The sequence below is a fragment of the Amycolatopsis sp. NPDC031561 genome (assembly GCF_055580625.1).
On the sequence record NZ_JBVILA010000002.1, the window covers coordinates 190,742 to 213,863 of the forward strand.

The window sequence follows — 23,122 nt, forward strand, 5'->3', positions numbered from 1 at the left end:
CGAAGGGGTTGTTGGAAAAAAAACCGGAAAAGGGGGGCTTGTTTAGGGCCCTTCTGGTAACCGAAGTGGGGCGGGGGGGGGGGGGGGGTGGGGGTTGGGGCCAAACCCCCCCCCCCCCCCACGACCAACCCGACCCACGCCTCGCCGCCGCCCTCGGTCGCTCCAGTCCCGTCTCGGCGTAGCAAGGGACCTTTGGTATCGCCAGCTTCCTAGCAGCGCTAGACCCGCAAAGGTCAAGTAAGGGTACCCTTACCGACATGACGGATCTGGCCGCTAGAGCCCGCACCCTCGCCGACGAACTCCTCTTCCCCGCAGCCGCCGAAGTCGACCTCAAGGGCGAAGTCCCCATGAGTCACTTCGACGCTCTCGCGGCCGAAGGCTTCTACGGCCTCGCCGCGCCCAAGGAAACCGGCGGCCCGGGCCTCGGCCTCCCGGTGATGATCCAGATCCTCGAAGCCATGGCGGGCGGCTGCCTCAGCACGATGTTCACCTGGGTCCAGCATCACGGCCTGGTCGCCGGGCTGTCCCTCACCGACCGCGCGGACCTGCGCGAGCGCTACCTCCCGGCGCTGATCAGCGGCGAGCTCAAGGCGGGCGCGTCGTTCGCCGCGGTGATCCCGACCCCGCCGAGGCTGCGCGCGGAACGTGTCGAGGGCGGGTACCTCCTCGACGGCGAGGCCCCGTTCGTCAGCGGTTGGGGCATCATCGACCTGCTCCAGCTCTGCGCCCGGGACGGCGACACCATCGTCAGCGCGATCATCGACCCGGTGGCGGGGGAGCAGTTGGCGGTCCAGCCGCTCGACCTCGTCGCGGCGCAGGGCACGGCCACCGTGCACCTCGGCTTCACCCGCTACTTCCTCGCCGACGACCGGGTCTACGGCAAGGTCCCGTACGCCGACTTCATCGCGGGCAACACCTTCGTCTCGCGTCTCAACGGCTGCGCGCCGCTGGGGCTGGCCGCCCGGGCCGCGCGGCTGCTCGAAGACCTCGGGAAGGCCGACGTCGCCGCCGGGATCAGGACCGAGATCGACACCGTCCGCGCACGGCTCGACGCGAGCCTCGCCGATCCGCCGTCACTGCCCGCGGCCCGGGCGGCGGGCGCGGAACTCGCGTTCCGGGCCGCGGGCGCGCTCGTCGCGGCCAACGGCAGCACGTCGGTACTCGCCGGACGACACCCCCAGCGGCTCGTCCGGGAAGCCACCTTCCTGCTGGTCGCCGCCAGCCGCCCGGAGATCAAGGCGGGACTCCTGGACCTCTTCTCCCGTTAGTGCAGGCCGAACACCCGGGTCTTGCGGTTCAGGTCGTCGATGTAGGCGGCGGCGACGTGGGTGAAGTTGATCGCCACCTCGGAGTCGTCCCTGGTCTGGATCGTCTGGACCGAACCGGTGCGGACGAAATGCGAAAGGTCCTTGGTCAGCCGTTCGGTTTCTTCCGTCGTGAGCGCGAAGAGGAGCGGCTCCCCGCCGGCGACGAGGTGGAGGACGAGCGCGGGTTTCTGGTCTGCCATGAACCCATGGCACCAGCCTTGATCACGGCCGGGCAAGCGGGTTCGCTGCGGGCGTACCGGGTGCGTGGACTACGTTCAACCCGACGAACAAGACACCCGCGGGGGGAAATGGCGATGCCGCATTCGTTTTCGTTGTCGCTGGCGGCGGTGGACATCCTGCTCGAACACGGCCGGTTCGGCCCGGCGCCGGTCCCGTTCGACGTCCCGCACATCGGCACCACGACCGACCAGCGCGCGATGGTGCGCGAGGCCGTCTTCCGCGATCTCGAAGGCCGAGGCCTGATGCGCGGCGGCAGGCTCGACGCCGACGTCGAACTCACGCTCGCCACGTTCGTCAACCCGCAGCTCGCCGTCTGGGCGGTCGCGCAGATGGACAAGGACAAGCAGCTGTTCGCGCGGGCCACGACGAACGGCCAGTTCGCGGTCGTCGCGCGCCAGGAAGAAAACCTGCTCGTCTTCGAGGAGACCAGGCCGACGGCGATCGTCGCGTCGATCGTCGACCTGCTGCCGCTCACCCCGGCGGGCCCCGGCCAGTCCGTCACCATCGCGAAGCCGGTCAGCGCGCCGAAGCGCCCTCGTAACGACGACGCCTACGACCCCTTCGCCAACGTGAGCGGCCCCCGTTCCCACGGGTCGAACCCGCAGCAGCGGCAGGTGGAACGGATCTTCGAGAAGGCGAAGACGCGCGTCGGCCAGTTCAGCGTGTTCATCCGCGGCGGCCAGGTTTTCCCGCCGCTGGCCTGGTTCGACACCGAAGCGGGCCGGTTCATGATGACCTCGCGTCAGGCGGCCGACGGGCAAAGCTGGCTGACCTACGCTCCCGCCGACAACGCGAGGATCGCGCAGCAGCTGTACGCCCAGCTCGAAGGTCAGTTCTGAACCGTCGGGAACCGGGTCGACGCCCGTTTCGTCACAGTTCCGGCGCGGTCTTCGGTGATCGGCGAATAGGCTCGATCCTCGTTGCGCTGAGTGCTCGGCTAGTAGACTGCCGGGCGGTACGCACGGGCGAGCAGACGATGCAGTGGGGCGGACGATGGCTTTCGAAGCGGACGGCGGACAGGCGGCACCGGACTACGCGATCGGCGCCGCCATGGGAGCGGCAGCCGGTTACGTGGCCAAGGGCGGCCTGAACCAGGAGGCGATCGCCAAGGTCAGCGCCGAAACCCAGAAGCTGGTCTCGGCCGCCAAGAGCGGTGGCTTCAAGATCAGCGAAGAGGGTGTCAAGCCGCTTCGCGAGGCTCTGGCGAACATGTCGGAGGAACTCAGCGCGCTGAAGATCAAGACCATGGCGCTGAACGACGCGCCGCAGCTGGGTGGCCACCCGTACGGCAAGGCCGTCGCGGCTCACGACCACAAGGGCGCCGCGCAGTCGGCCAACTCCGCGAGCGCGGTCATCGGGCAGTTCGAGCAGGTGGTCAAGGACGCCGACGAGGCGCTGGCCAGGGCCGCCGGACTGTACAAGGGTGTCGAAGAATCGGCGATCGACGCCACCAAGAAGGTTCAGGCCTGAGGACTATGAAGAAGCTTTGCGTGGTGCCGCTCGCCGCGGCCGCCCTGGTACTGGCCGCGTGCTCCAGCGAGAAGCCGGGGAGCGCCAGCCCCGCGCCGTCGGCCCCGCCCGGGTCGTCGAGCGCGTCCAGCTCCGCGCCCACTTCCGGCGCGGACACCGCGTCGATCGAACCGTGTTCACTCGTCAGCGCGACCGATCTGGCGGCCTATGGGACGTTCAAGCCGCCGACGAGCGAAAACGCGGGTGGAGCCCGGCTCTGCACGCTGAACAAGGAGGCGGCGACAGCCTCGGAAACCCTTTCGATCGGTATCGGCGTCCGTGACACGCAGGGTCTCGACACGGTGAGCGATGCCGGTACAGGCAAGACCACCGGCAACGTCAACGGGCGCAAAGCGATTCTCGCGCCCAGGCCCCCGGCGGGGTGCTTGATGGCGCTCGAACTCGGCGCGTCGGCGCGTGTCGACGTTCTGGTCGCGGCCGACGACGCCGAGAAGGCCTGCGGGATCGCCGAGAAGGTCGCCGACATCGTCGAACCGAAGCTTCCGAAGAGCTAAGGGGGAATCAGGATGACCACGAAGACACCGAACCTGAGCGAGCAGCAGGTCTCCGACCTTTCGCCCGCGGCACGTGACGCGTACTTCCAGCAGAAGGCCCAGGAGGGCGTCGACCCCAGCGACGGCTGGCTGTTCGGCGCGGTCAAGCAGTTCATGGCCTCCGGGAAGGCGCACCAGCAGTCCCAGGAGGTCGGCGACAAGAACGTCGATCAGCTGACCAAGAACGGCGAGGTCCAGTACGTCGAGGGGCTGGAGCCGTCGAACGCGGACTACCAGGGTTACGACCACGAGAAGCTCGAACAGTTCGTCAAGAGCGACTTGAACGTCGAACAGGTCACCGAGGTCTCCACGGCGTACCACGACCTGCACAAGGCGTTCAACACCTTCTCGACGACGATGGACAAGGCCGTCACGGCGTCGCAGGGCACCTGGGAAGGTGACGCGGCGGGCAACGCGCAGGGCTACTTCAAGAGCCTCAGCAAGTGGTCCGAGGCGAACTCCCAGAACGCGAAGCTCGCGTCCGAGACGATCTACGACCAGGGCACTGCGGCTTCCCACGTGAAGAACGTGATGCCCGCGCCGATCCCCTTCAACTGGAAGGACGAGGTCGGCGGCTGGATGACGTCGAACCCGTTCAACCTCGGCGACAACATCGACAAGTCCATCCAGAAGCAGAAGGACAGCCAGGACGCGCACACCGAGGCGGCCTCCGCCATGCACGCCTACGACAAGTCCCTGTACGAGGCCGCGTCGAAGCAGCCGGCGTTCGCCGAGCCGCCGAAGTTCGGCGTGGGCGGCGGGGGCGACGGCGAGGACCCGGGCAAGTCCGGTCGCTACGAGGTTCCGCCGGGATCGAACCAGCCCGGCCCCGGCAATCCCGGCAACACCTACATCCCGCCCGGTACCGGCAACGGCGGTGGTGGCGGAGGCGGCGGTGGAGGGGGCGGCTCGGTCGTCCCGCCGGGCTCCGGTCACCTCCCGGGCCCCGGGAGCAGCACGGGATCCGGCAGCATCCCCTCGAGCACGACGCCGTCGGGCTTCCTTGGCAACCAGCCGCCGGTCACCACACCCGGTCCCTCGAACTCGAACTCGATGCCGATGAGCCCCATGCCGATGGCGCCCATGATGGGCGGCGGGATGGGCGACTCCGAGTACAACGGGCGGAACAGCCGCGGCGGCGGTGGCGGCAGCGGGTTCGGCCCCGGCAGCGGCGCGGGCTCCACGCCCGGTTCGGGTTCCGCGTCCGGCGCGGCCCGCCCCGGCGGTGTCGGCGCGGCCGAAGCGGCGGCGGGACGCGGTATGGGCGGTCTCGGCGGTGGCGCCGGCGGCCGCGGCGGACCGGGTATGGGCGGCGGCATGGGTGGCCGCGGTCAGCAAGCGGACGGGGACGAGGACACCGAGCACCAGCGTCCGACGTACCTCGTCGAGGGCGACCCGGACGAGGTCTTCGGGACCGACATGCGCACCGCGCCGCCGGTCATCGGCGAGTAGCGCCTGCTCCTCCCTAAACGCTATGAAAGGCCCGTTACTTGCAAAATTTGCAAGTAACGGGCCTTTCATAGCATTGGGGAAGCGTTTCAGAAGCGGAAGAACTTCTCCTTGCGCCCCTGCCGCACCAGCTTGAGCCACTGCAGGAACGCCTTCGGGTCCCGCTTCACGCCGACGAAGTACAGCCCGAACCGCACCACTTCGAGCGCGCCGATCTTGCGCATGCCCGGCTGTGACAGCAGGTACCCGCGGTTGCGGTAGGTGTAGTAGCGCTTGACCTCGTTGTCCGGGTCCTGCGCGTGGAACCGGCCGCCCAGCATCGGCTTGAACTCGTCCGAGCCGTCCGGGTGCAGGTACGCGGTCTTGAGCGAGGTGCCGAACGGCAGCCCCGAACGCACCAGGCGCCGGTGCAGTTCGACCTCGTCGCCGCGGAAGAACAGCCGCAGGTCCGGCACGCCCACGACGTCCAAAGTGGACGCGCGGAACAGCGCGCCGTTCATCAGCGAGGCGATGCCGGGCAGGAAGTCGACGCCCAGCTCCGACGACGAACGCTTCCAGGTCAGCCCGCGCCGCAACGGGAACGCGAGCTTGTCCGGCGCGTCGATGTTGGTCACCACCGGCGAGATCTCGGCCAGATTCCGCTTTTCGGCCTCGTTCAGCAGGATCGCGAGGACGTTCTCGTCGGCGGGGCGGCCGTCGTCGTCGGCCAGCCAGATCCAGTCCGCGCCCAGCGAAAGCGCGTGCAGCATGCCGAGCGCGAACCCGCCCGCACCGCCGAGATTGCGGTGCGAAGGCAGGTATGTGAAGGGGAGCGGGTAATCCTCGACGATGTCCCGCGCCGACTGGTCCGGCCCGTTGTCGACCACCACGAGGTGGTCGATCGGCCGGGTCTGCGCGGCGATCACCTTGAGCGAGTCCGAAAGCAGTTCCCGCCGATGGCGCGTGACGACGACGCCGACGACGGCGCCTTCGGGCAACTGCCTGGTCTCGCTGGTCATCCCTGGCCGCCGTTCGTCGTCGCGACGGGCTCGGGTGCGACGCCGAACCGCTCCAGTGTCTCCTGGCTCATGTTCTCGAACGGGTCGCGGCCCTTGTAGCCGGTGAGCACCTCGCGCAGCGAACCGCGCTGCTTGACGTGCCCCTCGTCCATCCAGATGGCGGAGTCGCAGAGCTCGAAGAGGAACTCGTCCGAGTGGCTGGCGAACACCAGGATGCCGGACCGCTTCACCAGGTCCTTCAGCCGGTCCTTGGCCTTGTTGAGGAACGCCGCGTCGACCGCGCCGATGCCCTCGTCGAGGATCAGGATCTCCGGGTCGATGGAAGTGACCACACCCAGCGCCAGCCGCACGCGCATACCCGTGGAGTAGGTCCGCAACGGCATCTGCAGGTAGTCACCGAGTTCGGTGAAGTCCGCGATGTCGTCGACGCGCGCTTCCATCTCCTTCGCGGTCATCCCGAGGAACAGGCCGCGGACGATGATGTTCTCCAGCCCGGAGATCTCCGGGTCCATGCCGATGCCGAGGTCGAAGACCGGCGCGATCTTGCCCGAGATCCTCGCCGAACCGCGAGTGGGCTCGTAGATCCCGGACAGCAGCCGCAGCAGGGTCGACTTCCCGGCGCCGTTGTGGCCGACCAGGCCGACGCGGTCGCCCTGCTTCAGCGAGAGCGTCACGTCGTGGAGGGCTTCGATGATCGGAACCTTGCTTTCGGTGCCGATCTTGCCGCCGACCTTGCCCAGCACCCGCTTCTTCAGCGAGCGGGTCTTCGCGTCGAAGATGGGGAAGTCGACGTAGGCGTTGTGCACATCAATGCTGACCATCTGTCACACCCAATAAGAGACGCGGGAACGGTAATTACGCATCGCGACCAGCGCGAGACCCCAGCCGATGACGGTGATGCCACCGACGATCACCCAGCTGTAGGGGCTGACGGCTTGTCCGATCATCGGTGCGCGCACGATCTGGATGAAGTGGAACAACGGGTTGCCGTAGACGAACGGCAGCGCCCACGAGGTGTCGACCCGAGCGCCGCCCGCCATCAGCTGGTCGATCGGCCACACGATCGGCGTCATGTAGAAGAGCAGCTGGATGATCGAGTTGATCACCTGCGGGATGTCGCGGTAGCGGGTCGAGATGATGCCCAGCAGCAGGGTGACCCAGCCGGCGTTGAGCGCGAGCAGGAAGAAACCGGGGATCGCGGTGAGCGAGTACCAGCCGATACCCGGGTGGCAGATGCCGGAGAAGTTCCCGTCGCAGTTGCCGGTGTTCAGCGAGTACTGGTGGTTCAGCGAGGTGAAGAAGACCGCGATCACGATCACGTAGACGATCAGGTTGTGCACCAGCATGAGGGTCTGGCGCCAGACCGTCCGCAGTACATAGACCGACAGCGGCGCCGGAAGCTGTTTGATCAGCCCCTCGTTGGAGATGAAGGTCTCCATGCCCTCGGACAGGCAGCCGCTGATGAAGCCCCAGATGATGAACCCGGTGCTGATGTAGGGCAGGAACGTCGCCGTCGGCATGTGGAACAACTGCGAGTACAGGAGTCCGAGGCCGAGCGCGATGACGCCCTGGCTGATGGTGATCCAGAACGGACCGATCACCGAGCGGCGATAGCGCTGTTTGATGTCCTGCCAGCCGAGGTGTCCCCACAGCTCCTTGGCGGCGAACCCGGTCTTGATGTCGGCGAACGCGCGCGCGAAGGTCTTGCTGTCCGAAATCGGCGGAACCGAGGTCGGAGCAGCACTGTCGGCCGCGTGAACCGTGCTGGTGGCATGCACGGGAACGAGGGTACCGATGGGGCCGACGCTGCCGGGGCCGCCCCGTCCGACCACGGAAAGCTACCGTCGGCTTCGCACCCGAATGCGGTGCGTGTGCTGGTACTTTCTCCCCTCATGACTGCTGCACTCGGCGACGCGAGCTTGATGGTGAATCTGCTCGCCGCATACGCCGACCGGCCGGAGCCGCGTTCGGTGGCCGTGGTCGGGAACCAGCCGCTGTCGCCGGACTCCCGGCGGGCGAAGGCCATCGACGCCTGCGACCTCGTGATCCGGGTCAACGGCTTCGTCGTGGACGAGCCGGGCGGTCCCGAAACCGTCGGCAGCCGGGTGCACGTCGTCGTCTTCAACCGCGCCGTCCGCGCCACCAAGCACGTCTTCCGCGACTACCGCAAGCGGCTGTACCTGCTGGTCGAGCCGGGGCGGATGCACTGGGAGCCCGAAGACATCCCGGGCTGGTGGCCCGGTGACCTCGGCTGCGTGCCGGTGCCGAACCGCGAGGTCGTCTTGCCGCTCTCGGACGCGCTCGGCCTGCCGAGCCGCGAAGAGGGCCTGTGGTCGACCACCGGGACGCTGGCCGCCTGGATCGCGCGGACGTCCTTCCCGCACGCCAACCTGATCATCTCCGGTTTCTCGTTCATCGACGACCCGAACCAGACCCACTGGGAGCACGCCGCGGGCGACTCCTGCATCGTCGGACCCGAACACCGGATCGCCGCCGAGGGCAGGCTGCTGGACTCCTGGACGAAGACCGGCGAAACCGAACTCCTGCGCTGAACTCCCAACCAGCCCACCCCGAGAAGGAACCACCCCATGGCAGTGCAGAAACTCCGCAGCGGCGTGATCGGCCGGATCGCCCGGCTCATCGACTTCCGGATCGACGAGCGGCTCCGCGACCTCAACGGGCGTGTCAACGAACTCGAACACGCCACCGCGGACCACCGCCGCCGCCTCGACGGCGCCGAAAGCGGACTCGAGCACGCGCGCGGCGACCTGCGCTGGACCCGCGCCGAGCTGGACCGCCTGATCCCGAGCGTCGCGGCCCAGGAGGCCCAGCTGGAGGACCTGCGCGAGTCGATCTCGCTGCCGGTGCACGCCGACAAGCCCGAACTGGCCGAGGCGCGCAGCCTGATCCAGGAGATCCAGCGCCAGCACGCCCAGATCCGGGTCCGGCTGGCCGGGATCGCCCGCTACGAGGACCGGTTGCGCCGTATCGAGGAGACCGTCACCGTCCCGGCAGGCGAATGACCGGCTCGCTGGTCGAGGCCGGAGAAGGCGACCTCGAGCGGATCCGGCGGTGGCGTAACCACCCGTCGGTCCGGCGGGTCAGCTTCACCACACACGAGATCGGTGCCGAAGAACACCGTCGCTGGTTCGAGGCCGCTCGCGCGGACCCGAGCCGTCGCGTGCTCGTCTACCGGCATGGCGGGCTGCCCGCCGGTGTCGTGCTGTTCAGCGACATCGACGCCGAGGCGGGAAGCGCGGAATGGCACTTCTACCTGGACGTCGAGGGGCTCGGCAGGGAAGTCCTCCCGGCCTGGCTGAAGCTGGAGGGCGCGGCCGTCGACTACGGCTTCGACGTTCTCGGTCTGAACCTGCTGGGTGGCGCGACGCTCGCGGACAACCGGCAGGTCCTGCAGCTGCACAAGCGATTCGGCTTCACCGAAACACGCAGGTATGTTCGGGAGGTCGACGGCGAGCCGCGTGAGGTCGTCTGGACCGAACTGCGTGCCGCCGACCGCCGGACCAGGAAGAAGAGGTAGTCCCACCCCGATGACCGCCAGCGAGGTGCGCATCGGCGCACACGTCCTCTCGGCGGCGCACCCGCCGTTCGTGATCGCCGAAATGTCCGGTAACCACAACGGTGACCTCGGCCGGGCACTGGAGATCGTCGACGCGATCGCCGAAACCGGCGCGCAGGCGGTCAAGCTGCAGACCTACCGCCCGGACACGATCACCATCGACGTGGACACGCCGGACTTCCGGATCGGCGATTCGCATTCGCTGTGGGGCGGCGAGAACCTCTACAAGCTCTATGAGCGCGCCCACACGCCGTGGGAGTGGCACGAGCCGCTGTTCGAGCGCGCCCGCGCCCGCGGTCTCGAGATCTTCTCCAGCCCGTTCGACCCCACCGCGGTCGACCTGCTGGAGTCGCTGGACGCGCCCGCGTACAAGATCGCGTCGTCGGAGATCGTCGACCTGCCGCTGATCGAACTGTGCGCGAAGACCGGCAAACCGCTGATCATCTCGACCGGGATGGCCAGCGTCGCCGAGATCGACGCCGCGGTGCGGACGGCGCGCGAGGCGGGCAACGACCAGCTCATCGTGCTCGGCTGCACCGCCAGTTACCCGGCGTCGCCCGCCGAGAGCAACCTGCGCGGCCTGCCCGTCCTGGCGGGGGTGACCGGCACGCTCGTCGGCCTGTCCGACCACACGCCCGGTATCGGTGCCCCGCTGGCGGCCGTCGCCCTCGGCGCTGTCGCGATCGAGAAGCACGTGACGCTGGCCAGGACCGACGGCGGCGTCGACTCGGAGTTCTCCCTGGAGCCCGCCGAGCTGGCCGCGCTGGTCACCGAGTCGCACCGCGCCTGGGAGGCGCTGGGCGCGGCGGTGATCGGGCCGCGCGAGAGCGAGAAGGAAGGCCTGCGGTTCCGGCGTTCCCTCTACGTCGTCGAGGACGTGCGCGCCGGGGACACGGTGACGCGCGAGAACGTCCGCTCGATCCGGCCCGCCGGTGGGCTGGCGCCTGCCGAGATCGTGAACGTGCTCGGCCGCACCTTCGCCTCCGATGTCCCGAAGGGCACCGCGCTCACCTGGGGCCTGATCTAGCGGAATTGTCGGTGGAGGCTGACACCATCGCGCGGTGACCATCTCGTTCGCCGACCTGCTCGGCCCACCGCCGCCTGATCCGATCCCCGTCGATTGGCCCGGTGTCGAAGCCTGGCTCGGGCTGCGCTTGCCGAGCTCCTACAAGGCCTTGGTCGACGTCTATGGCCCGATTGTCGTCGGTGGATTCCTCCGGCTGGGGATTCCTCTCGACAAGGACGGTAGTGGGGACTACTCGGACTTCACCAAAACGCACATGCTCTGCGACATGGTGTCGATGCAGCTCCCCGTCGAAGACAGACCCCGATTCCATCCAGCGCAGGGTGGCCTGCTCGCTTGGGGCAGCACTCCGGCGGATCTCCTGTTCTGGGACACCGGCGCGAGCGATGATCCTGAGCGCTGGCCGGTGGTGATCTTCAGGCAGATCCTGCTGATCGACGGAGACACCCCGTGGGTGCGCTTGGGAATGCCCTTCGCCGATAGCTTTTCCGCGATCATTCGTACGGGGGTCCGGCTGCCCGATGGTGAGCTGCTCGGACCGTTGGAGCGGGTGACCGAACGGAGTCCCGAGCACCTGAACACAGCTGAGCGGACGGCTCCTGCCGAACCGAAACCCGCTCCGGATCCGCGAAGGCTCGCCGCGTTCACCCAGGGAACCGGGTTGGACGCTTTGTGCGCGTTGGCGCCACCGCCGGCGGAGCCCTACCTCGGCGAGGGTTCCTGGGAGGAACTCTTCGAGCGCCTCGGTACACGGCTGCCCGCCGAGTTCGTCGCCTTGATGAAGCGATACGGCTACGGCTACTTCGCCGATTGGCTGAGCTTTCCAGCGCCTCTTCGCTCGGACCATTGCGGATTGGCCAAGTCGGTGGAGGAGTCGTTGTACAACTATCGCGACCTTCGTGACGACGCCCCCGACTATCAACCACTCGCGGTGTGGCCGGAACCTGGCGGGTTCCTTCCCGTCGTCGACACCCAGGGTGGTGACGAAATCGGGTGGCTCACGATCGGCGAGCCGGATGAGTGGCCGGTCATCGTCTACCCGCGCCACAACGACCAAGGGCCGCCACTCGACGGACGGCTCACCGATCTCATCCTCGAGTGGCTTCGCGGGAACTTCACCACGGACGGATTCGTCGAGCTTTCCGTGGATGAAGACGACCCCTTCGAGACGATCTGTTTCGAAGGGATAAGTCCAGCTCCCGAGCAGGCCTAGCGGAAGAAGACGTGGACCTCGTCGATGACGCGGTCCACGTCGGCGTCGGTCAACGCCGGGAACAGCGGCAGCGAAAGTTCCTGGCTGTAGTACAGCTCCGCGTTCGGGCACAGACCTCGCCGGTACCCGAGATCTTCGAACACCGGGTGCCAGTACGCGGGGATGTAGTTGACCTGCACGCCGATTCCCTTGCCACGCAAGTGATCGAACAGCGCCCGACGGCGCCCTTCGAGGACTCGCAGCGGGTACAGGTGCCACACCGGATCCGCGCCTTCGCGCACCGCGGGCGTCAGCACTCCGTCCAAAGAGGACAGTGCGGCGGTGTAGCGCGCGTGGATCTCGGCGCGGCGCTTCTTGAACTCGGCGAGCCGTCGCAGCTGGCTGCTTCCCAAGGCGCACAACACATCCGGCAACCGGTAGTTGAGGCCGAACTCGTGCACCTCCTGGTGCCACGCGCCCTCGTCCGGATAACGCTGCGCCGCCTTGTCCCGCACCAGTCCGTGGTTGCGGAACCCGCGGGCGCGCGTCAGCAGCTCGTCCGAACCGGCGACCACCGCGCCGCCTTCGGCCGTGGTGAGGTTCTTGGTCGGGAAGAAGGAGAACGTCGTCAGGTCGGCGAGCGAGCCGACGGGCCTGCCCTGCCAGCTCCCGCCGACCGAATGCGCCGCGTCCTCCAGCAGCAGTGCGCCGTTGTCGCGGGCGATCCGGCCGAGTTCGTCCAGTTCCGCCGGGTGGCCGGCGTAGTCCACGGCCGCGACGACCTTGGTCCGCGAGGTGACGGCCGCCGAAGCCGCCGCCGGGGCGAGGTTGCCGGTGTCCGCTTCGACGTCGGCGAAGACGACCTTGCCGCCGAGCAGCGCGGCCGTCGCGGCGGTGGCGACGAACGTCATCGGCGAGGTGACGACCTCGTCACCGGGACCGATCCCGGCCGCCGCGTACGCGACGTGCAGCGCCGCCGTGCCCGAGGTGACGGCCACGGCGGGGGTGCCGCCGGTGTGCTCGGCGAGGTCTTCCTCGAAGCGCGTGACGGCGGGACCGGTGGTCAGCCAGTCGCCGCGCAGCACGTCGGTGACCGCGGCGATGTCCTCGTCCGAAATGGACTGACGGCCGTACGGAAGGAACTGCTCAGCCATACTGCTCGACCAGGTCGCGCAGCTCGTCGGCGTCGAGCCAGAGGTCGTTGGTGTCCGAGCGGTACGCGAAGTTCTCCGGCACGGCCTGGCCGTCCGACGGCGGCTCGTAGCCCCAGCCCGCGATGTGCGGCTGGACGACGTACCGGTCGGTCAGCCGCACGGTCCGGCGGGCGTCGTCGGGGGCGATCATCTCTTCGTGCAGCTTCTCGCCGGGCCGGATGCCGACATCGTGCATCGCCGCCCCGGGTGCGATGGCCTGCGCGAGCTCGACCAGCCGCATGCTCGGGATGCGCGGCACGTACAGCTCGCCGCCGTTCATCTGGTCGAAGGAATCGACCACGAACTGCACGGCCTGCGGGAGCGTGATCCAGAAGCGGGTCATCTCCTTGTGCGTGATCGGCAGCGACTCGCCCTTGGCCGCGAGCGCGCGGAAGAACGGGATCACGCTGCCGCGCGAGCCCATCACGTTGCCGTAGCGGACGACGGAGAACCTGGTCGGATGCGTCGCGGCGTAGTGGTTCGCGCTGATGAACATCCGGTCGGCGCACAGCTTCGTGGCGCCGTAGAGGTTGATCGGGCTCGACGCCTTGTCGGTCGAGAGCGCGACGACCTTCTTCACCCCGGTGTCGATCGCGGCCTCGATGACGTTCTGCGAGCCGACGACGTTGGTCTGCACGAATTCGAACGGGTTGTACTCACCCGTGTCGACCTGCTTGAGCGCGGCGGCGTGCACCACGTAGTCGACCCCGTGCATCGCGCGCTCGAGGCGGCGGCGGTCGCGGATGTCGCCGATGAACCAGCGCAGCCTCGGGTCGTTGTCGAACTGCTGCCGGGCTTCGTACTGCTTGAGCTCGTCGCGGGAGAGCACGACCAGCCGTCGCGGGTTCAGCTCGGCCAGGGCGTGGGTGATGAACGCCTTGCCGAACGAACCGGTCCCGCCGGTGAGCAGGATGCTGGAGCCATCCAGCTCGGACATCGTTGACCTCCGCGTTTCGGTGCTACTGCCGCAGGCCATCATGTCACCCATGGATCCAGACCCCGGGGCCCACGTGGTCAACGCCGTCATCCAGGCGCGCGCGTCGTCGACCCGGCTGCCCGGCAAGGTGCTCCGGCCGTTGGCGGGCCGGAGTGTGCTGGGCTGGGTCGTCCGGGCCGCCGCGAGTTCGCCGGGAATCGACGACGTCGTGGTCGCGACCTCCACGGAAGCCGAGGACGACGCGGTGGCCGAGGAAGCCGCCCGGCACGGCGCCCTGGTCGCCAGAGGGCCGCTCGATGACGTCCTCGCGCGGTTCGCGGTGGCCACCGAGTCGTATCCGGCCGACGCCGTGGTGCGGCTCACCGCCGACTGCCCGCTGCTGGACCCGGTGCTGATCGGGCAGCTCGTCACGCTGTGGCGCGCCCAGCCCTCGCTGGACTACTTGAGTACGACGCTCGTGCGCACGCTGCCCCGGGGCTTCGACGCCGAACTCGTGCGCGCGGGAGTGCTGGCCGAGCAGGTCGAGACCGCTCGCGGTGCGGATCGGGAACACGTGACTTCGGGCATCTACTCGCGACCGGAGACCTACTCGTGTGCCGGCGTCGTGGTCAGCCCGCCCGCCGAAGACCTGCGCGTGACCTTGGACACCGCCGAGGACTGGGCGGTCATCGAGGGCGTCGTGGCCGAACTGGGCGACCGCGTCGGCGACTGGCGCGAAGTGGTCGCCGTGCTGCGCTCCCGGCCCGACCTCGCGAAGCTCAATGAGCATGTCGAGCAGAAGAAGGTGGCCAGGTGACGAAGCTGGTGCTGCGGGCCGACGCCTCCGGGACGATCGGCGCGGGCCATGTTTCGCGCATGGTCGCCTACGCCGAACGCGCGGTCGCGCGGGGCTGGGAGGTCGCCTTCTCGGGTTGTGTGGACAACGCCGAATGGCTGGCCGCTCGGTTCGGCGAGCTGTCCGTTCCCGTGGTGCCGTCCGTCTCCTACGACGGCTTCGACGTGGTGCTCGTCGACCACTACGGCATCGGCGAACTGCGTGACGAGGTGAACGCCGCGGGCGCGCTGCTGGTGTCCATCGAGGACGACGTGTTCGGCAGGCGCTCGGCGGACCTCGTCGTCGACTGCGGTTTCGCGCCCGCCCCGAGGCCCGACGACGGCTCCGGCGCACTGCTGCGAGGCGTGGCCTACGCGCCGCTGCGAGACGTCGTCCGGGACGCGCGCGAGAAGCGCCGCGGTCGTGAAGGGGCCGAGCGGCCCCACGTGACCGTGGTGCTCGGCGGCGGGACCGAGTGGGCGGGCACGGTCAGCACGCTGCTGCACGCGTTGCGCGACACGGGGCTGCCGTTCGTCGCCGATGTGCTCGTGCGTGGTGAACCCGTCGTGCCGGAGGCCCTGCCCGGCCAGGAATTCCGCATCGCGCCGCCCGGACCGGGACTGCTGGACCTGCTGGTGGAGACGGACGTCGCGGTGAGCGCGGCCGGTGTCACGCTGCTGGAGCTGTGCTGTCTCGGGGTGCCGACCGCTGTCGTGCAGCTGGTCGACAACCAGGAGACGGGCTACCGGGGCGCACTGGACCTCGGGCTCGCGGCCGGGCTGGGGAGCGCGGCGGCGCTGGCCGACGACGCCGTCGAGACGCTGCGGACGCTGTTGAGCGACGAAGAGGTGCGGCGGCGGTTCTCGGAGACGGCGTCGTCCGTCGTGGACGGTCAGGGTGTGGACCGCGTGCTGGACCGGTTGGAGCGTTCCCTGCCTTCGGCGGAGGTCAGCGAGGACTTTCGCGCCAGGCTCCTCGCGTTGTACGCGGAGAAGCAGAAGCCTTGGGGAACTCGGCCCACGCTCGTCGCGGAGCTCGATCGGGGTGTCTCGCGAGCGAAGCTGTATCAGGCGCTGCTCGACACGATCTTGTTCCTCCGCGAGGAGGGCAGGGAAGCGGAAGAGGAATGGGTCGAGGATGCCGCCGACCTGATGTCCGATTGGGTTCCGCCGGAATACCGGGTGTGAGATCGAGGACCGCACCTGTCCTCGATCCTCCCTACCGTCGTCCGTATGACCATCTCGCCGTTCAAGATCGCCGTCCCCCAGCGTGACCTCGACGACCTCGCCGCCCGCCTCGCGAACACCCGCTGGCCGGACGAGATCGACGGCGTCGGCTGGGGCCTCGGGACGCCGCTCGGGTACCTCCAGGAGCTCGCCGAGTACTGGCGCCTCCGCTACGACTGGCGCGCGCACGAGGAGCGCCTCAACGGTTTCCCCGGCTTCCTGACGAACATCGACGGCGCGGACATCCACTTCCTGCACGCGCGGTCGCCGGAGCCGGACGCGAAGCCGTTGATGCTCACACACGGCTGGCCGGGGTCCATCGTCGAGTTCCTCGACGTCATCGGGCCCCTGTCCGACCCGCGCGCGTACGGCGGGGATCCGGCGGACGCGTTCCACGTCGTCGTGCCGTCGCTGCCCGGCTTCGGGTTCTCCGGGCCGACGACCGAGGCGAACTGGGGATCCGACCGGATCGCCGACGCCTGGCCGGTGCTGATGTCGCGGCTCGGGTACGAGCGGTTCGGGCTGCACGGCGGCGACTGGGGCGCGATCGTGTCGCGGCAGGTGGGCGTCCGGTGCCCGGAGCGGGTGATCGGCGCGCATCTGACGATGTTGCCGAGCGCGGTGCCGGAGTCGGACTCGGAGGAGTTCCAGTACGGCGAGCTGGGCTACGCGATGATCCAGGCGACCAAGCCGCAAACGCTTGCCTACGGGCTCACCGACTCACCGGCCGGGCAGCTCGGGTGGCTCGTGGAGAAGTTCAAGTCCTATTCGGACTCGCGCGACGTTCCCGAGGACGCCATCGATCGGGATGATCTGCTCACCAACGTGATGCTCTACTGGCTCACCGGCACGGCGAACTCGTCTTCGCGGATCTACGCCGCGGGGGGCGGGGCTTGGGGCGAGGAGCCGCCGAAGTCCACTGTGCCCACTGGGGTGGCCGTGTTCCCGAAGGACACCGCCCTCCCGGTCCGGCATCTCGCCGAGCGCACCGACAACATCGTGCACTGGTCCACTCCGGACCGCGGCGGTCACTTCCCGGGACTGGAGGTACCGGACCTGCTCATCGGGGACCTGCGGACGTTCTTCCGCCCGCTGCGCTGACCCCGGCCTGGCGCGAGTGTCATGAAAGGGGCTTTCAGGACGAAAAACGTCCTGAAAGCCCCTTTCATGACATCCGGAAGAGGGTGTGCGGAGGTGTCAGAGGTACTGGCCAGGCCCGTGAGCCTCGCCGGGGCCGCCGAGGGCGCCACCCGCGGAAGGACCGGCCGGGAGCCCGCGCCGCATCTGTTCCAGCTGCACCCGCGCGGCCATCTGCTGCGCGAACAGCGCGGTCTGGATGCCGCTGAACAGCCCTTCCAGCCAGCCGACCAGCTGAGCCTGGGCGATCCGCAGCTCGGCATCGGACGGCGTCGAGTTCTCGGTGAACGGCCGCACCAGCCGCTCGAGCTCGTCCTGCAGTTCCGGCGCCAGCGCCTGCTCCAGCTCGCGGATCGAGGTCTGGTGGATCTCGCGGACGCGCGTGCGGCTGGCGTCGTCCAGCGGTGCGGCGCGGACCTCCTCCAGCAGCTGCTTGATCATCGTGCCGATCCGCATCACCTTGGCGGGCTCTTCGACGAGGTCGCCGAGCGACTCCTCGCCTTCGGCCTGCTCGGAGCCGCCGGCGAGGCGCGCGGTGCCGACCGGGACGCCGTCGGGACCGACGACCACCACGTGCGGTGAAGAGTCTCCGCCGCCGTCACCGGGGGTGGTCGATTCGCGGGAAACTGGGTCGGTCATGTGCTCCATCCTGGCCTACGTCGGGCACAAAGCGCAGCGCGGTTTTCGATGCCGTCTCCGAGCGTAGCGGGAATCGTCGCGCCCCGTGGTCGGGCACCCAACCCCGGGTAAAGCGCCAAACCGCACGTCCGTACGGTGTCCCCATGGCGTTCGACGTCGCTCGTATCCGTGGGTTGTTTCCCGCGCTGGGTGACGGCTGGATTCACTTCGACGGCGCCGCCGGAATGCTCGTACCTGAACAGGTCGCTTCGGCCGTATCCACGGCCATGCGCGCTCCGGTGTCCGGGCCGGGTGGAGCGTTTCCGGCCTCACAGCGTGCGGAAAGCATTGTCACGGCCGCTCGCCGGGCGGTCGCCGACCTGGTCGGCGCCGACCCGGCCGGAGTCGTGCTCGGACCCAACGCGCCCGACCTCATCCGCCGTCTCGTCGACGCGATGGCCGACCGCTGGACGATCGGCGACGAGGTCGTCGTGTCCCGGCTCGACGAAGAGGCCAACCTCGCGCCGTGGCGCCGCGCCGCGAAACGGGTCGGCGCGGTCGTGCGCTGGGGCGAGATCGACATCGAGACCTGCGAGCTGCCCGCTTGGCAGTACGAGAACCTGGTCTCCGCGCGCACCAAGGCCGTCGCGGTCACGCTGGCGTCCGGTTCGGTCGGTACCCGGCCCGACGTCCCGACGGTGATCGAGTTCGCCAAACGCGTCGGCGCGCTGGTCGTCGTCGACGCGACGTACGCGGCGCCGTTCGTGCCGCTGGACCTCAACGCGCTCGGCGCCGACGTGATGGTGGTTTCGGCGCAGGCCTGGGGCGGGCCGTCGGTGGGGGCGCTGGTGTTCCGCGATCCCGAACTGCTCGAACGCCTGCCGTCGGTCTCGCTCGACCCGGCCGCGCGCGGACCGGCCCGGATGGAACTGGGGCCGCACGCGTATCCGTTGCTGGCGGGCCTGATCGCGTCGATCGACTATCTGGCCGGGTTGGACGACGCGGCGATGGGCTCACGGCGCGAGAAGCTGGTGACGTCGCTGGGATCGGCGAAGTCGTATCACGCGGGACTTCTGGCGCAGCTGTCCACGGAGCTGCGTTCGCTGAGGCACGTCATGGTGATCGGCGACGCCATGCGCCGGATCCCCGCGCTGGCCTTCGCCGTCGCGGGGAAGAAGTCGCCCGAGGTCGCGGAGTACCTCGCGTCCCAAGGGCTCTGTGCCTTCGCCGACGACGGCACGAGCGGTGTCTTCGGATCACTGGGCGCCGCCGAAGTCGGCGGCGCCGTCCGGATCGGCCTCGCGCACTACTCGAACGTCTTCGAGGTCAATCAGCTCGTCCGGGTACTGGACGAGATCCGCTAGGACTTCGCGGCCAGCAGAACCTTGCCGAAAACGGTGCCTTCTTCGAGCGCGCGGTGCGCCGAAGCGGCCTCGGCCATCGGGACGACCTGTCCGACGATCGGCTTCACCGAACCCTGCCCCACCAACGGCCACAGCCGCTCACGGACGTCGGCGACGATCGCGGCCTTCTGGTCCAGCGGCCGCGACCGCAGGCCGGCGCCGAACAGGCTGGCGCGTTTGCCCATCAGCTTGCCGATGTTGAGTTCGCCCTTGACCCCGCCCATCATGCCGATGACCACGAGCCTGCCGTCCATGGCCAGCGCGTCGAGGTTGCGGTCGAGGTACTTGGCGCCGATGTTGTCGAGGATGACGTTCGCGCCGCCGGTCTCGGCGCGCAGGACCTCGGCGAAGTCCTGCTCCTTGTAGTTGATCGTGATGTCGGCGCCGAGCTGGCGGCAGCTCTCGAGCCGTTCCGCCGAACCCGCGGTCACCGCGACCGTCGCGCCGAGGGCCTTGGCGACCTGGATCGCGTGCGTGCCGATCCCGCCCGCCCCGCCGTGGACGAGCAGGACCTCGCCCTCGGACAATCCGGCGTGCATCACCACGTTCGCCCAGACCGTGCACGCGACTTCGGGCAATCCGGCGGCCGCGAGCAATTCGACTTCGGCGGGAAGCGGAAGCAGTTGTCCGGCCGGGACGGCGACCTTTTCCCCATAGCCACCACCGGCGAGCAAAGCACAAACCTCGTCCCCGATTTGCCATCCTTCGACGCCTTCGCCGATTTCGGCGATCGTGCCCGAACATTCGAGCCCGAGGATTTCGCTCGCACCCGGCGGAGGAGGGTAATGGCCCTGACGTTGCAGCAGGTCAGCGCGGTTGACGGCGCTCGCGGCGACGTCGAGGACCACTTCGCCTTCGCCCGCCACCGGATCGGGGACCTCGGTCCATTCGAGAACGTCGGGATCGCCGGGCTCACGGATGGTGATCGCGTACATACAACCGACCCTATAACGGTGATGGGAAGTCCGCCGAACGTCGGTTGACCTATGACGCGAACCACACAAAGGTGACGCTCATGTCATATTCGCGAAGAAGCATTGTTCCCTCGATCGTGGTGATGGCGACCGCCGCGCTCACGGTCGGAATGGCTCCCGCTGCGACGGCCGCGCCGAAACTCGACGGTCCCGCACTGGCCAAGCAGCTCGTCAACAAGGTCGACGGCGCCAACGTGAACCGGCACCTGATCGCCTTGCAGCGGATCTCGGACGCGAACGGCGGCCGTCGCGCGGCCAGCACCGAGGGCCACAAGAAGTCCGCGGAGTACGTCGCCACGAAGCTGGAGCAGGCGGGCTTCACGGTCACGCGCCAGGAGTTCCCGTTCACCTACGCGGAGACTCTCGCGGAGAAGCTGACGGTCGCGGGTGCCGACGTCCCGATCATCATCATGTCCTACAGCCCGTCGACGCCCGCGGGCGGAATCACCGCGCCGCTCGCCGTGGTCCCGGTCGACGACACCAGCGGCTGTGAAGCGGCCGACTACGCCGGCGGGGTCACCGGCAAGATCGCGCTGATCCAGCGCGGCGGCTGCTCCTTCGCGCAGAAGCAGGCGACCGCAGCCGAGGCCGGTGCCGTCGGCGCGATCGTCTACAACAACGTCCCGGGCCCGGTCAACGGCACCCTGGGCGACCCGGCCGCGGGCAAGATCCCGACCGGTGGCATCACCCAGGCCGACGGCCAGGTGCTCGCAGGCAAGGCCGGCACGTCGGTCACCCTCGACCTGCGTGCCCTCCAGGAGGCGCGGACCAGCTACAACGTCATCGCCGAGACCAAGACCGGTCGCAAGGACAACGTCGTGATGCTCGGGTCGCACCTCGACAGCGTCACCGAGGGCCCCGGCATCAACGACAACGGCTCGGGTTCGGCCGCGTTGCTGGAGACCGCACTGCAGCTGGGCAGCAAGGCCAAGGTCAACAACGCGGTTCGCTTCGGCTGGTGGAGTGCCGAGGAGTTCGGGCTCGTCGGCTCGACGTACTACGTCAACTCGCTGACCTTCGAGCAGCAGCTCGACATCGCGCTGTACTACAACTACGACATGATCGGCTCGCCGAACGCGGCGTACTTCGCCTACGACGGTGACGACTCCGACGCCACCGGTGCGGGCCCCGGCCCGTACGGTTCCGGCGAGCTCGAGAAGACGCTCGTGGACTACCTCGAAAAGGGCAAGAACGTCCCGGTCGAGGGCACGGACTTCACCGGTCGTTCGGACTACGGCCAGTTCATCGCCGTCGGTATCCCGGCGAGTGGTCTGTTCACCGGCGCCGAAGGCGTGAAGACCGCTGCGCAGGCGGCCAAGTGGGGCGGTAGCGCCAACGTTCCTTACGACAAGTGCTACCACCAGAAGTGCGACAACCTCGGCAACATCGACCGCGTCGCGCTCGACCGCAACTCCGACGCCGTCGCCTGGGCGCTGGGCGTGTACGCGACCAGCACCGAGAACATCAACGGTGTCCCGGGTGGCAAGGCCGCGAAGGCGAAGGCGCTTCGCGCGGCTGAGCGGTCCAAGCAGCGGAGCCTGACGGCTTCCGTCCACGCTGACGACCACCACGGCCACGTCGCCGCGTAGTAGCTCCCTCAAGTGCAATGAAAGGCCCGTTACTTGCAAAATTTGCAAGTAACGGGCCTTTCATTGCGTCTCTGGAGAGGGAGACTCAGCCCAAACTGTTGGTCGCGAAGGTGTCGCACCGCGCCGGCTGGCCGGTCTGGAAGCCGGTGGTGAACCACTTCTTCCGCTGCGCCGAAGTGCCGTGGCTGAACTTCGACTCGTCGACCCGGCCGCCGCCCAGCTTGGTCTGGATGTAGTCGTCACCGATGCGCGAAGCGGTGTCCAGCGCGGAGTTGATGTCTTCCTGGCTGATCTCGGTGATCAGCGGACGTCCGGTCTCGGTCGGTGCGGTCGTGGCGTGGTTCGCCCAGACCCCGGCGTAGCAGTCGGCCTGCAGTTCGAGCCGTACCGACCCCGACGTCGGCCCGCTGCCGGTGCCCTTTTTGGACACTCCGGTGAGGTTCTGCACGTGGTGACCGTATTCGTGGGCCAGCACGTACGCCTCCGCGAACGGCCCGCCCTGCGCCCCGAACCTGGTGCGGAGTTCGTTGAAGAACCCGAGATCGATGTACACGTTGGAGTCGCCGGGGCAGTAGAACGGCCCGACGTCCGAAGTCGCGCTGCCGCAGCCCGTGTTCACGCCGCCGTTGAAGAACTTGGTGACGGCCTTGCGGTAGGTCGACCCGGACCGCTGGAACTCCTGCCCCCAGTAGTCCTGGATCGAGTTGATGGTGGCGACGACCGCGCAGTCGTGCTTCCGGTTCGCGTCCGCGCCGGTCTTGCATTCCTGCGACAGCGACGTGTTGTCCGTCTGCTGCCCGGAACCCACGGCGCCGAGACCGCCTAGTCCGCCCGAGGACGGGTTCAGGTCCACGCCGCCGAACTGGGAGAGGAGGAAGTAGATGACGAGGCCGACCACGCCGAGCCCGCCGCCGCCGAGTGCCACCCGGCCACCGATACCGCCACCGCCACCACCGCGCAGGTCCTCGACTTCGGAGGTGTCCAGGCCCGCGCCTTCGTCGAATCGCACGGGGGAAGCGTAGCCGGAGAGGCCCGGATATGCCCGGGTGCGGCCACGCGAAGTGGCCGCACCCAGAACTACCGAGGTTGTCTTGTTCGATCGCCGGTTGGCCGCGATCACCGGGCCGGCGCCTGGCACTGCCGAGGCGGTCGAAGAGGCCGCTAACCCGATACAGGCCGGAGTGACGCCGAATGCGCGAGAATTGTCGAGCGCATCCGAGATGCCCGCGCTCGTCGCTGTTCACAGTCGCGACCGACCCGGTCCTTTCCGTTCCGGTCGCGGGGACACAGCAGGCGGTCAACCGCGAGAATCACCCGCCATACCACCACCTGACCCTTCCCGGCTGGGAGGCAGGTCCGACGGCCATCCGATGGCTCGCCC

23 protein-coding genes and 1 pseudogene are annotated in these 23,122 nt (G+C 68.6%); 15 read left to right on the top strand and 9 right to left on the bottom strand.

Going from position 1 to position 23,122, the window contains the following annotated elements; genetic code table 11:
- The first annotated feature begins 257 nt into the window (after window positions 1-257).
- The gene (locus ACZ5IK_RS06395) at window positions 258-1,268 is read left to right on the top strand and encodes an acyl-CoA dehydrogenase family protein (protein ID WP_465486849.1); all 1,011 of its coding nucleotides are present in this window, start codon (window positions 258-260) and stop codon (window positions 1,266-1,268) included.
- Here ACZ5IK_RS06395 and ACZ5IK_RS06400 read toward each other — a convergent pair.
- Window positions 1,265-1,507 carry a hypothetical protein gene (locus tag ACZ5IK_RS06400; RefSeq protein WP_410601764.1) on the bottom strand — a complete coding sequence of 81 codons (243 nt, stop codon included), beginning with the start codon at window positions 1,505-1,507 and terminating at the stop codon, window positions 1,265-1,267. The two genes, ACZ5IK_RS06395 and ACZ5IK_RS06400, sit on opposite strands and share 4 nt — an antisense overlap.
- 114 nt (window positions 1,508-1,621) lie before the next feature.
- On the opposite strand from ACZ5IK_RS06400, the gene ACZ5IK_RS06405 reads away from it, so the two are divergent.
- The 4 genes from ACZ5IK_RS06405 (at window position 1,622) to ACZ5IK_RS06420 (ending at window position 5,062) form a co-directional block, all read left to right on the top strand.
- Entirely contained in the window at window positions 1,622-2,386 is a 765-nt protein-coding gene (locus ACZ5IK_RS06405; RefSeq protein ID WP_465486850.1) for an ESX secretion-associated protein EspG, read from the top strand.
- Window positions 2,387-2,540: 154 nt separating this feature from the next.
- Window positions 2,541-3,017 (top strand): hypothetical protein, encoded by a 477-nt coding sequence (locus ACZ5IK_RS06410; protein WP_465486851.1) that lies wholly within the window; start codon window positions 2,541-2,543, stop codon window positions 3,015-3,017.
- 5 nt (window positions 3,018-3,022) lie between these two features.
- Window positions 3,023-3,571 (top strand): DUF3558 family protein, encoded by a 549-nt coding sequence (locus ACZ5IK_RS06415; protein WP_465486852.1) that lies wholly within the window; start codon window positions 3,023-3,025, stop codon window positions 3,569-3,571.
- 12 nt (window positions 3,572-3,583) lie between these two features.
- The gene (locus ACZ5IK_RS06420) at window positions 3,584-5,062 is read left to right on the top strand and encodes a hypothetical protein (RefSeq protein ID WP_465486853.1); all 1,479 of its coding nucleotides are present in this window, start codon (window positions 3,584-3,586) and stop codon (window positions 5,060-5,062) included.
- 86 nt (window positions 5,063-5,148) lie between these two features.
- Here the strand turns inward: ACZ5IK_RS06420 and glfT1 are convergent, their stop codons facing one another.
- Genes glfT1 through wzm form a run of 3 tightly spaced genes read right to left on the bottom strand, consistent with a single transcriptional unit; the run spans window position 5,149 to window position 7,835 of the window.
- Window positions 5,149-6,057: a galactofuranosyltransferase GlfT1 gene (gene glfT1 / locus ACZ5IK_RS06425; protein ID WP_465486854.1), complete on the bottom strand. Its 909-nt coding sequence runs from the start codon at window positions 6,055-6,057 to the stop codon at window positions 5,149-5,151.
- Window positions 6,054-6,878 (bottom strand): galactan export ABC transporter ATP-binding subunit Wzt/RfbE, encoded by an 825-nt coding sequence (wzt, locus tag ACZ5IK_RS06430; protein ID WP_465486855.1) that lies wholly within the window; start codon window positions 6,876-6,878, stop codon window positions 6,054-6,056. The genes glfT1 and wzt overlap by 4 nt, the downstream gene beginning before the upstream one ends.
- A gap of 3 nt (window positions 6,879-6,881) precedes the next feature.
- Entirely contained in the window at window positions 6,882-7,835 is a 954-nt protein-coding gene (gene wzm / locus ACZ5IK_RS06435) for a galactan export ABC transporter permease subunit Wzm/RfbD (protein ID WP_410601769.1), read from the bottom strand.
- Between the two features lie 144 nt (window positions 7,836-7,979).
- Here wzm and ACZ5IK_RS06440 point away from each other — a divergent pair, with 144 nt between their 5' ends.
- The 5 genes from ACZ5IK_RS06440 to ACZ5IK_RS06460 are packed head-to-tail and all read left to right on the top strand — an operon-like array spanning window position 7,980 to window position 11,871.
- The gene (locus ACZ5IK_RS06440) at window positions 7,980-8,609 is read left to right on the top strand and encodes a hypothetical protein (RefSeq protein ID WP_465487235.1); all 630 of its coding nucleotides are present in this window, start codon (window positions 7,980-7,982) and stop codon (window positions 8,607-8,609) included.
- A gap of 36 nt (window positions 8,610-8,645) precedes the next feature.
- Window positions 8,646-9,080 (top strand): hypothetical protein, encoded by a 435-nt coding sequence (locus ACZ5IK_RS06445; protein ID WP_465486856.1) that lies wholly within the window; start codon window positions 8,646-8,648, stop codon window positions 9,078-9,080.
- On the top strand, window positions 9,077-9,595 hold the full coding sequence (locus ACZ5IK_RS06450; RefSeq protein ID WP_465486857.1) for a GNAT family N-acetyltransferase: 519 nt from the start codon (window positions 9,077-9,079) through the stop codon (window positions 9,593-9,595). Before ACZ5IK_RS06445 ends, ACZ5IK_RS06450 begins: the two co-directional genes overlap by 4 nt.
- Window positions 9,596-9,605: 10 nt before the next feature.
- Window positions 9,606-10,661 (top strand): pseudaminic acid synthase, encoded by a 1,056-nt coding sequence (pseI, locus tag ACZ5IK_RS06455; RefSeq protein WP_465486858.1) that lies wholly within the window; start codon window positions 9,606-9,608, stop codon window positions 10,659-10,661.
- 34 nt (window positions 10,662-10,695) lie between these two features.
- Window positions 10,696-11,871, top strand: a complete 1,176-nt coding sequence (locus tag ACZ5IK_RS06460; RefSeq protein WP_465486859.1) for an SMI1/KNR4 family protein — start codon at window positions 10,696-10,698, stop codon at window positions 11,869-11,871.
- Here ACZ5IK_RS06460 and ACZ5IK_RS06465 read toward each other — a convergent pair.
- Together ACZ5IK_RS06465 and pseB are read right to left on the bottom strand one after the other, a co-directional pair.
- Window positions 11,868-13,004 carry a DegT/DnrJ/EryC1/StrS family aminotransferase gene (locus ACZ5IK_RS06465; RefSeq protein ID WP_465486860.1) on the bottom strand — a complete coding sequence of 379 codons (1,137 nt, stop codon included), beginning with the start codon at window positions 13,002-13,004 and terminating at the stop codon, window positions 11,868-11,870. The genes ACZ5IK_RS06460 and ACZ5IK_RS06465 overlap by 4 nt on opposite strands.
- Window positions 12,997-13,980 (bottom strand): UDP-N-acetylglucosamine 4,6-dehydratase (inverting), encoded by a 984-nt coding sequence (pseB, locus tag ACZ5IK_RS06470; protein ID WP_410664395.1) that lies wholly within the window; start codon window positions 13,978-13,980, stop codon window positions 12,997-12,999. The genes ACZ5IK_RS06465 and pseB overlap by 8 nt, the downstream gene beginning before the upstream one ends.
- 49 nt (window positions 13,981-14,029) lie before the next feature.
- Here pseB and ACZ5IK_RS06475 point away from each other — a divergent pair, with 49 nt between their 5' ends.
- From ACZ5IK_RS06475 to ACZ5IK_RS06485, 3 genes and pseudogenes are all read left to right on the top strand, one after another.
- Window positions 14,030-14,776 carry a cytidylyltransferase domain-containing protein gene (locus ACZ5IK_RS06475; RefSeq protein WP_465486861.1) on the top strand — a complete coding sequence of 249 codons (747 nt, stop codon included), beginning with the start codon at window positions 14,030-14,032 and terminating at the stop codon, window positions 14,774-14,776.
- Window positions 14,773-15,723, top strand: a pseudogene (locus ACZ5IK_RS06480) (spore coat protein); the annotation flags it as partial. The gene ACZ5IK_RS06475 and the pseudogene ACZ5IK_RS06480, both read left to right, overlap by 4 nt.
- Window positions 15,724-16,026: 303 nt before the next feature.
- Entirely contained in the window at window positions 16,027-17,121 is a 1,095-nt protein-coding gene (locus ACZ5IK_RS06485; RefSeq protein ID WP_465486862.1) for an epoxide hydrolase family protein, read from the top strand.
- 96 nt (window positions 17,122-17,217) lie between these two features.
- Here ACZ5IK_RS06485 and ACZ5IK_RS06490 read toward each other — a convergent pair whose 3' ends face one another.
- Entirely contained in the window at window positions 17,218-17,805 is a 588-nt protein-coding gene (locus tag ACZ5IK_RS06490) for a bacterial proteasome activator family protein (protein ID WP_101611814.1), read from the bottom strand.
- Window positions 17,806-17,939: 134 nt separating this feature from the next.
- Here ACZ5IK_RS06490 and ACZ5IK_RS06495 point away from each other — a divergent pair, with 134 nt between their 5' ends.
- The gene (locus ACZ5IK_RS06495) at window positions 17,940-19,139 is read left to right on the top strand and encodes a cysteine desulfurase-like protein (RefSeq protein WP_465486863.1); all 1,200 of its coding nucleotides are present in this window, start codon (window positions 17,940-17,942) and stop codon (window positions 19,137-19,139) included.
- Here the strand turns inward: ACZ5IK_RS06495 and ACZ5IK_RS06500 are convergent.
- Window positions 19,136-20,113, bottom strand: coding sequence for an NAD(P)H-quinone oxidoreductase (locus ACZ5IK_RS06500; protein WP_465486864.1), 978 nt, complete (start codon window positions 20,111-20,113; stop codon window positions 19,136-19,138). The genes ACZ5IK_RS06495 and ACZ5IK_RS06500 overlap by 4 nt on opposite strands.
- A gap of 80 nt (window positions 20,114-20,193) precedes the next feature.
- Between ACZ5IK_RS06500 and ACZ5IK_RS06505 the strand changes: the two genes are divergently transcribed.
- Window positions 20,194-21,741 (top strand): M28 family metallopeptidase, encoded by a 1,548-nt coding sequence (locus tag ACZ5IK_RS06505; RefSeq protein ID WP_465486865.1) that lies wholly within the window; start codon window positions 20,194-20,196, stop codon window positions 21,739-21,741.
- An 85-nt stretch (window positions 21,742-21,826) separates the two neighbouring features.
- Here ACZ5IK_RS06505 and ypfJ read toward each other — a convergent pair whose 3' ends face one another.
- Window positions 21,827-22,750, bottom strand: coding sequence for a KPN_02809 family neutral zinc metallopeptidase (gene ypfJ / locus ACZ5IK_RS06510; RefSeq protein WP_465486866.1), 924 nt, complete (start codon window positions 22,748-22,750; stop codon window positions 21,827-21,829).
- Between the last annotated feature and the right edge of the window lie 372 nt (window positions 22,751-23,122).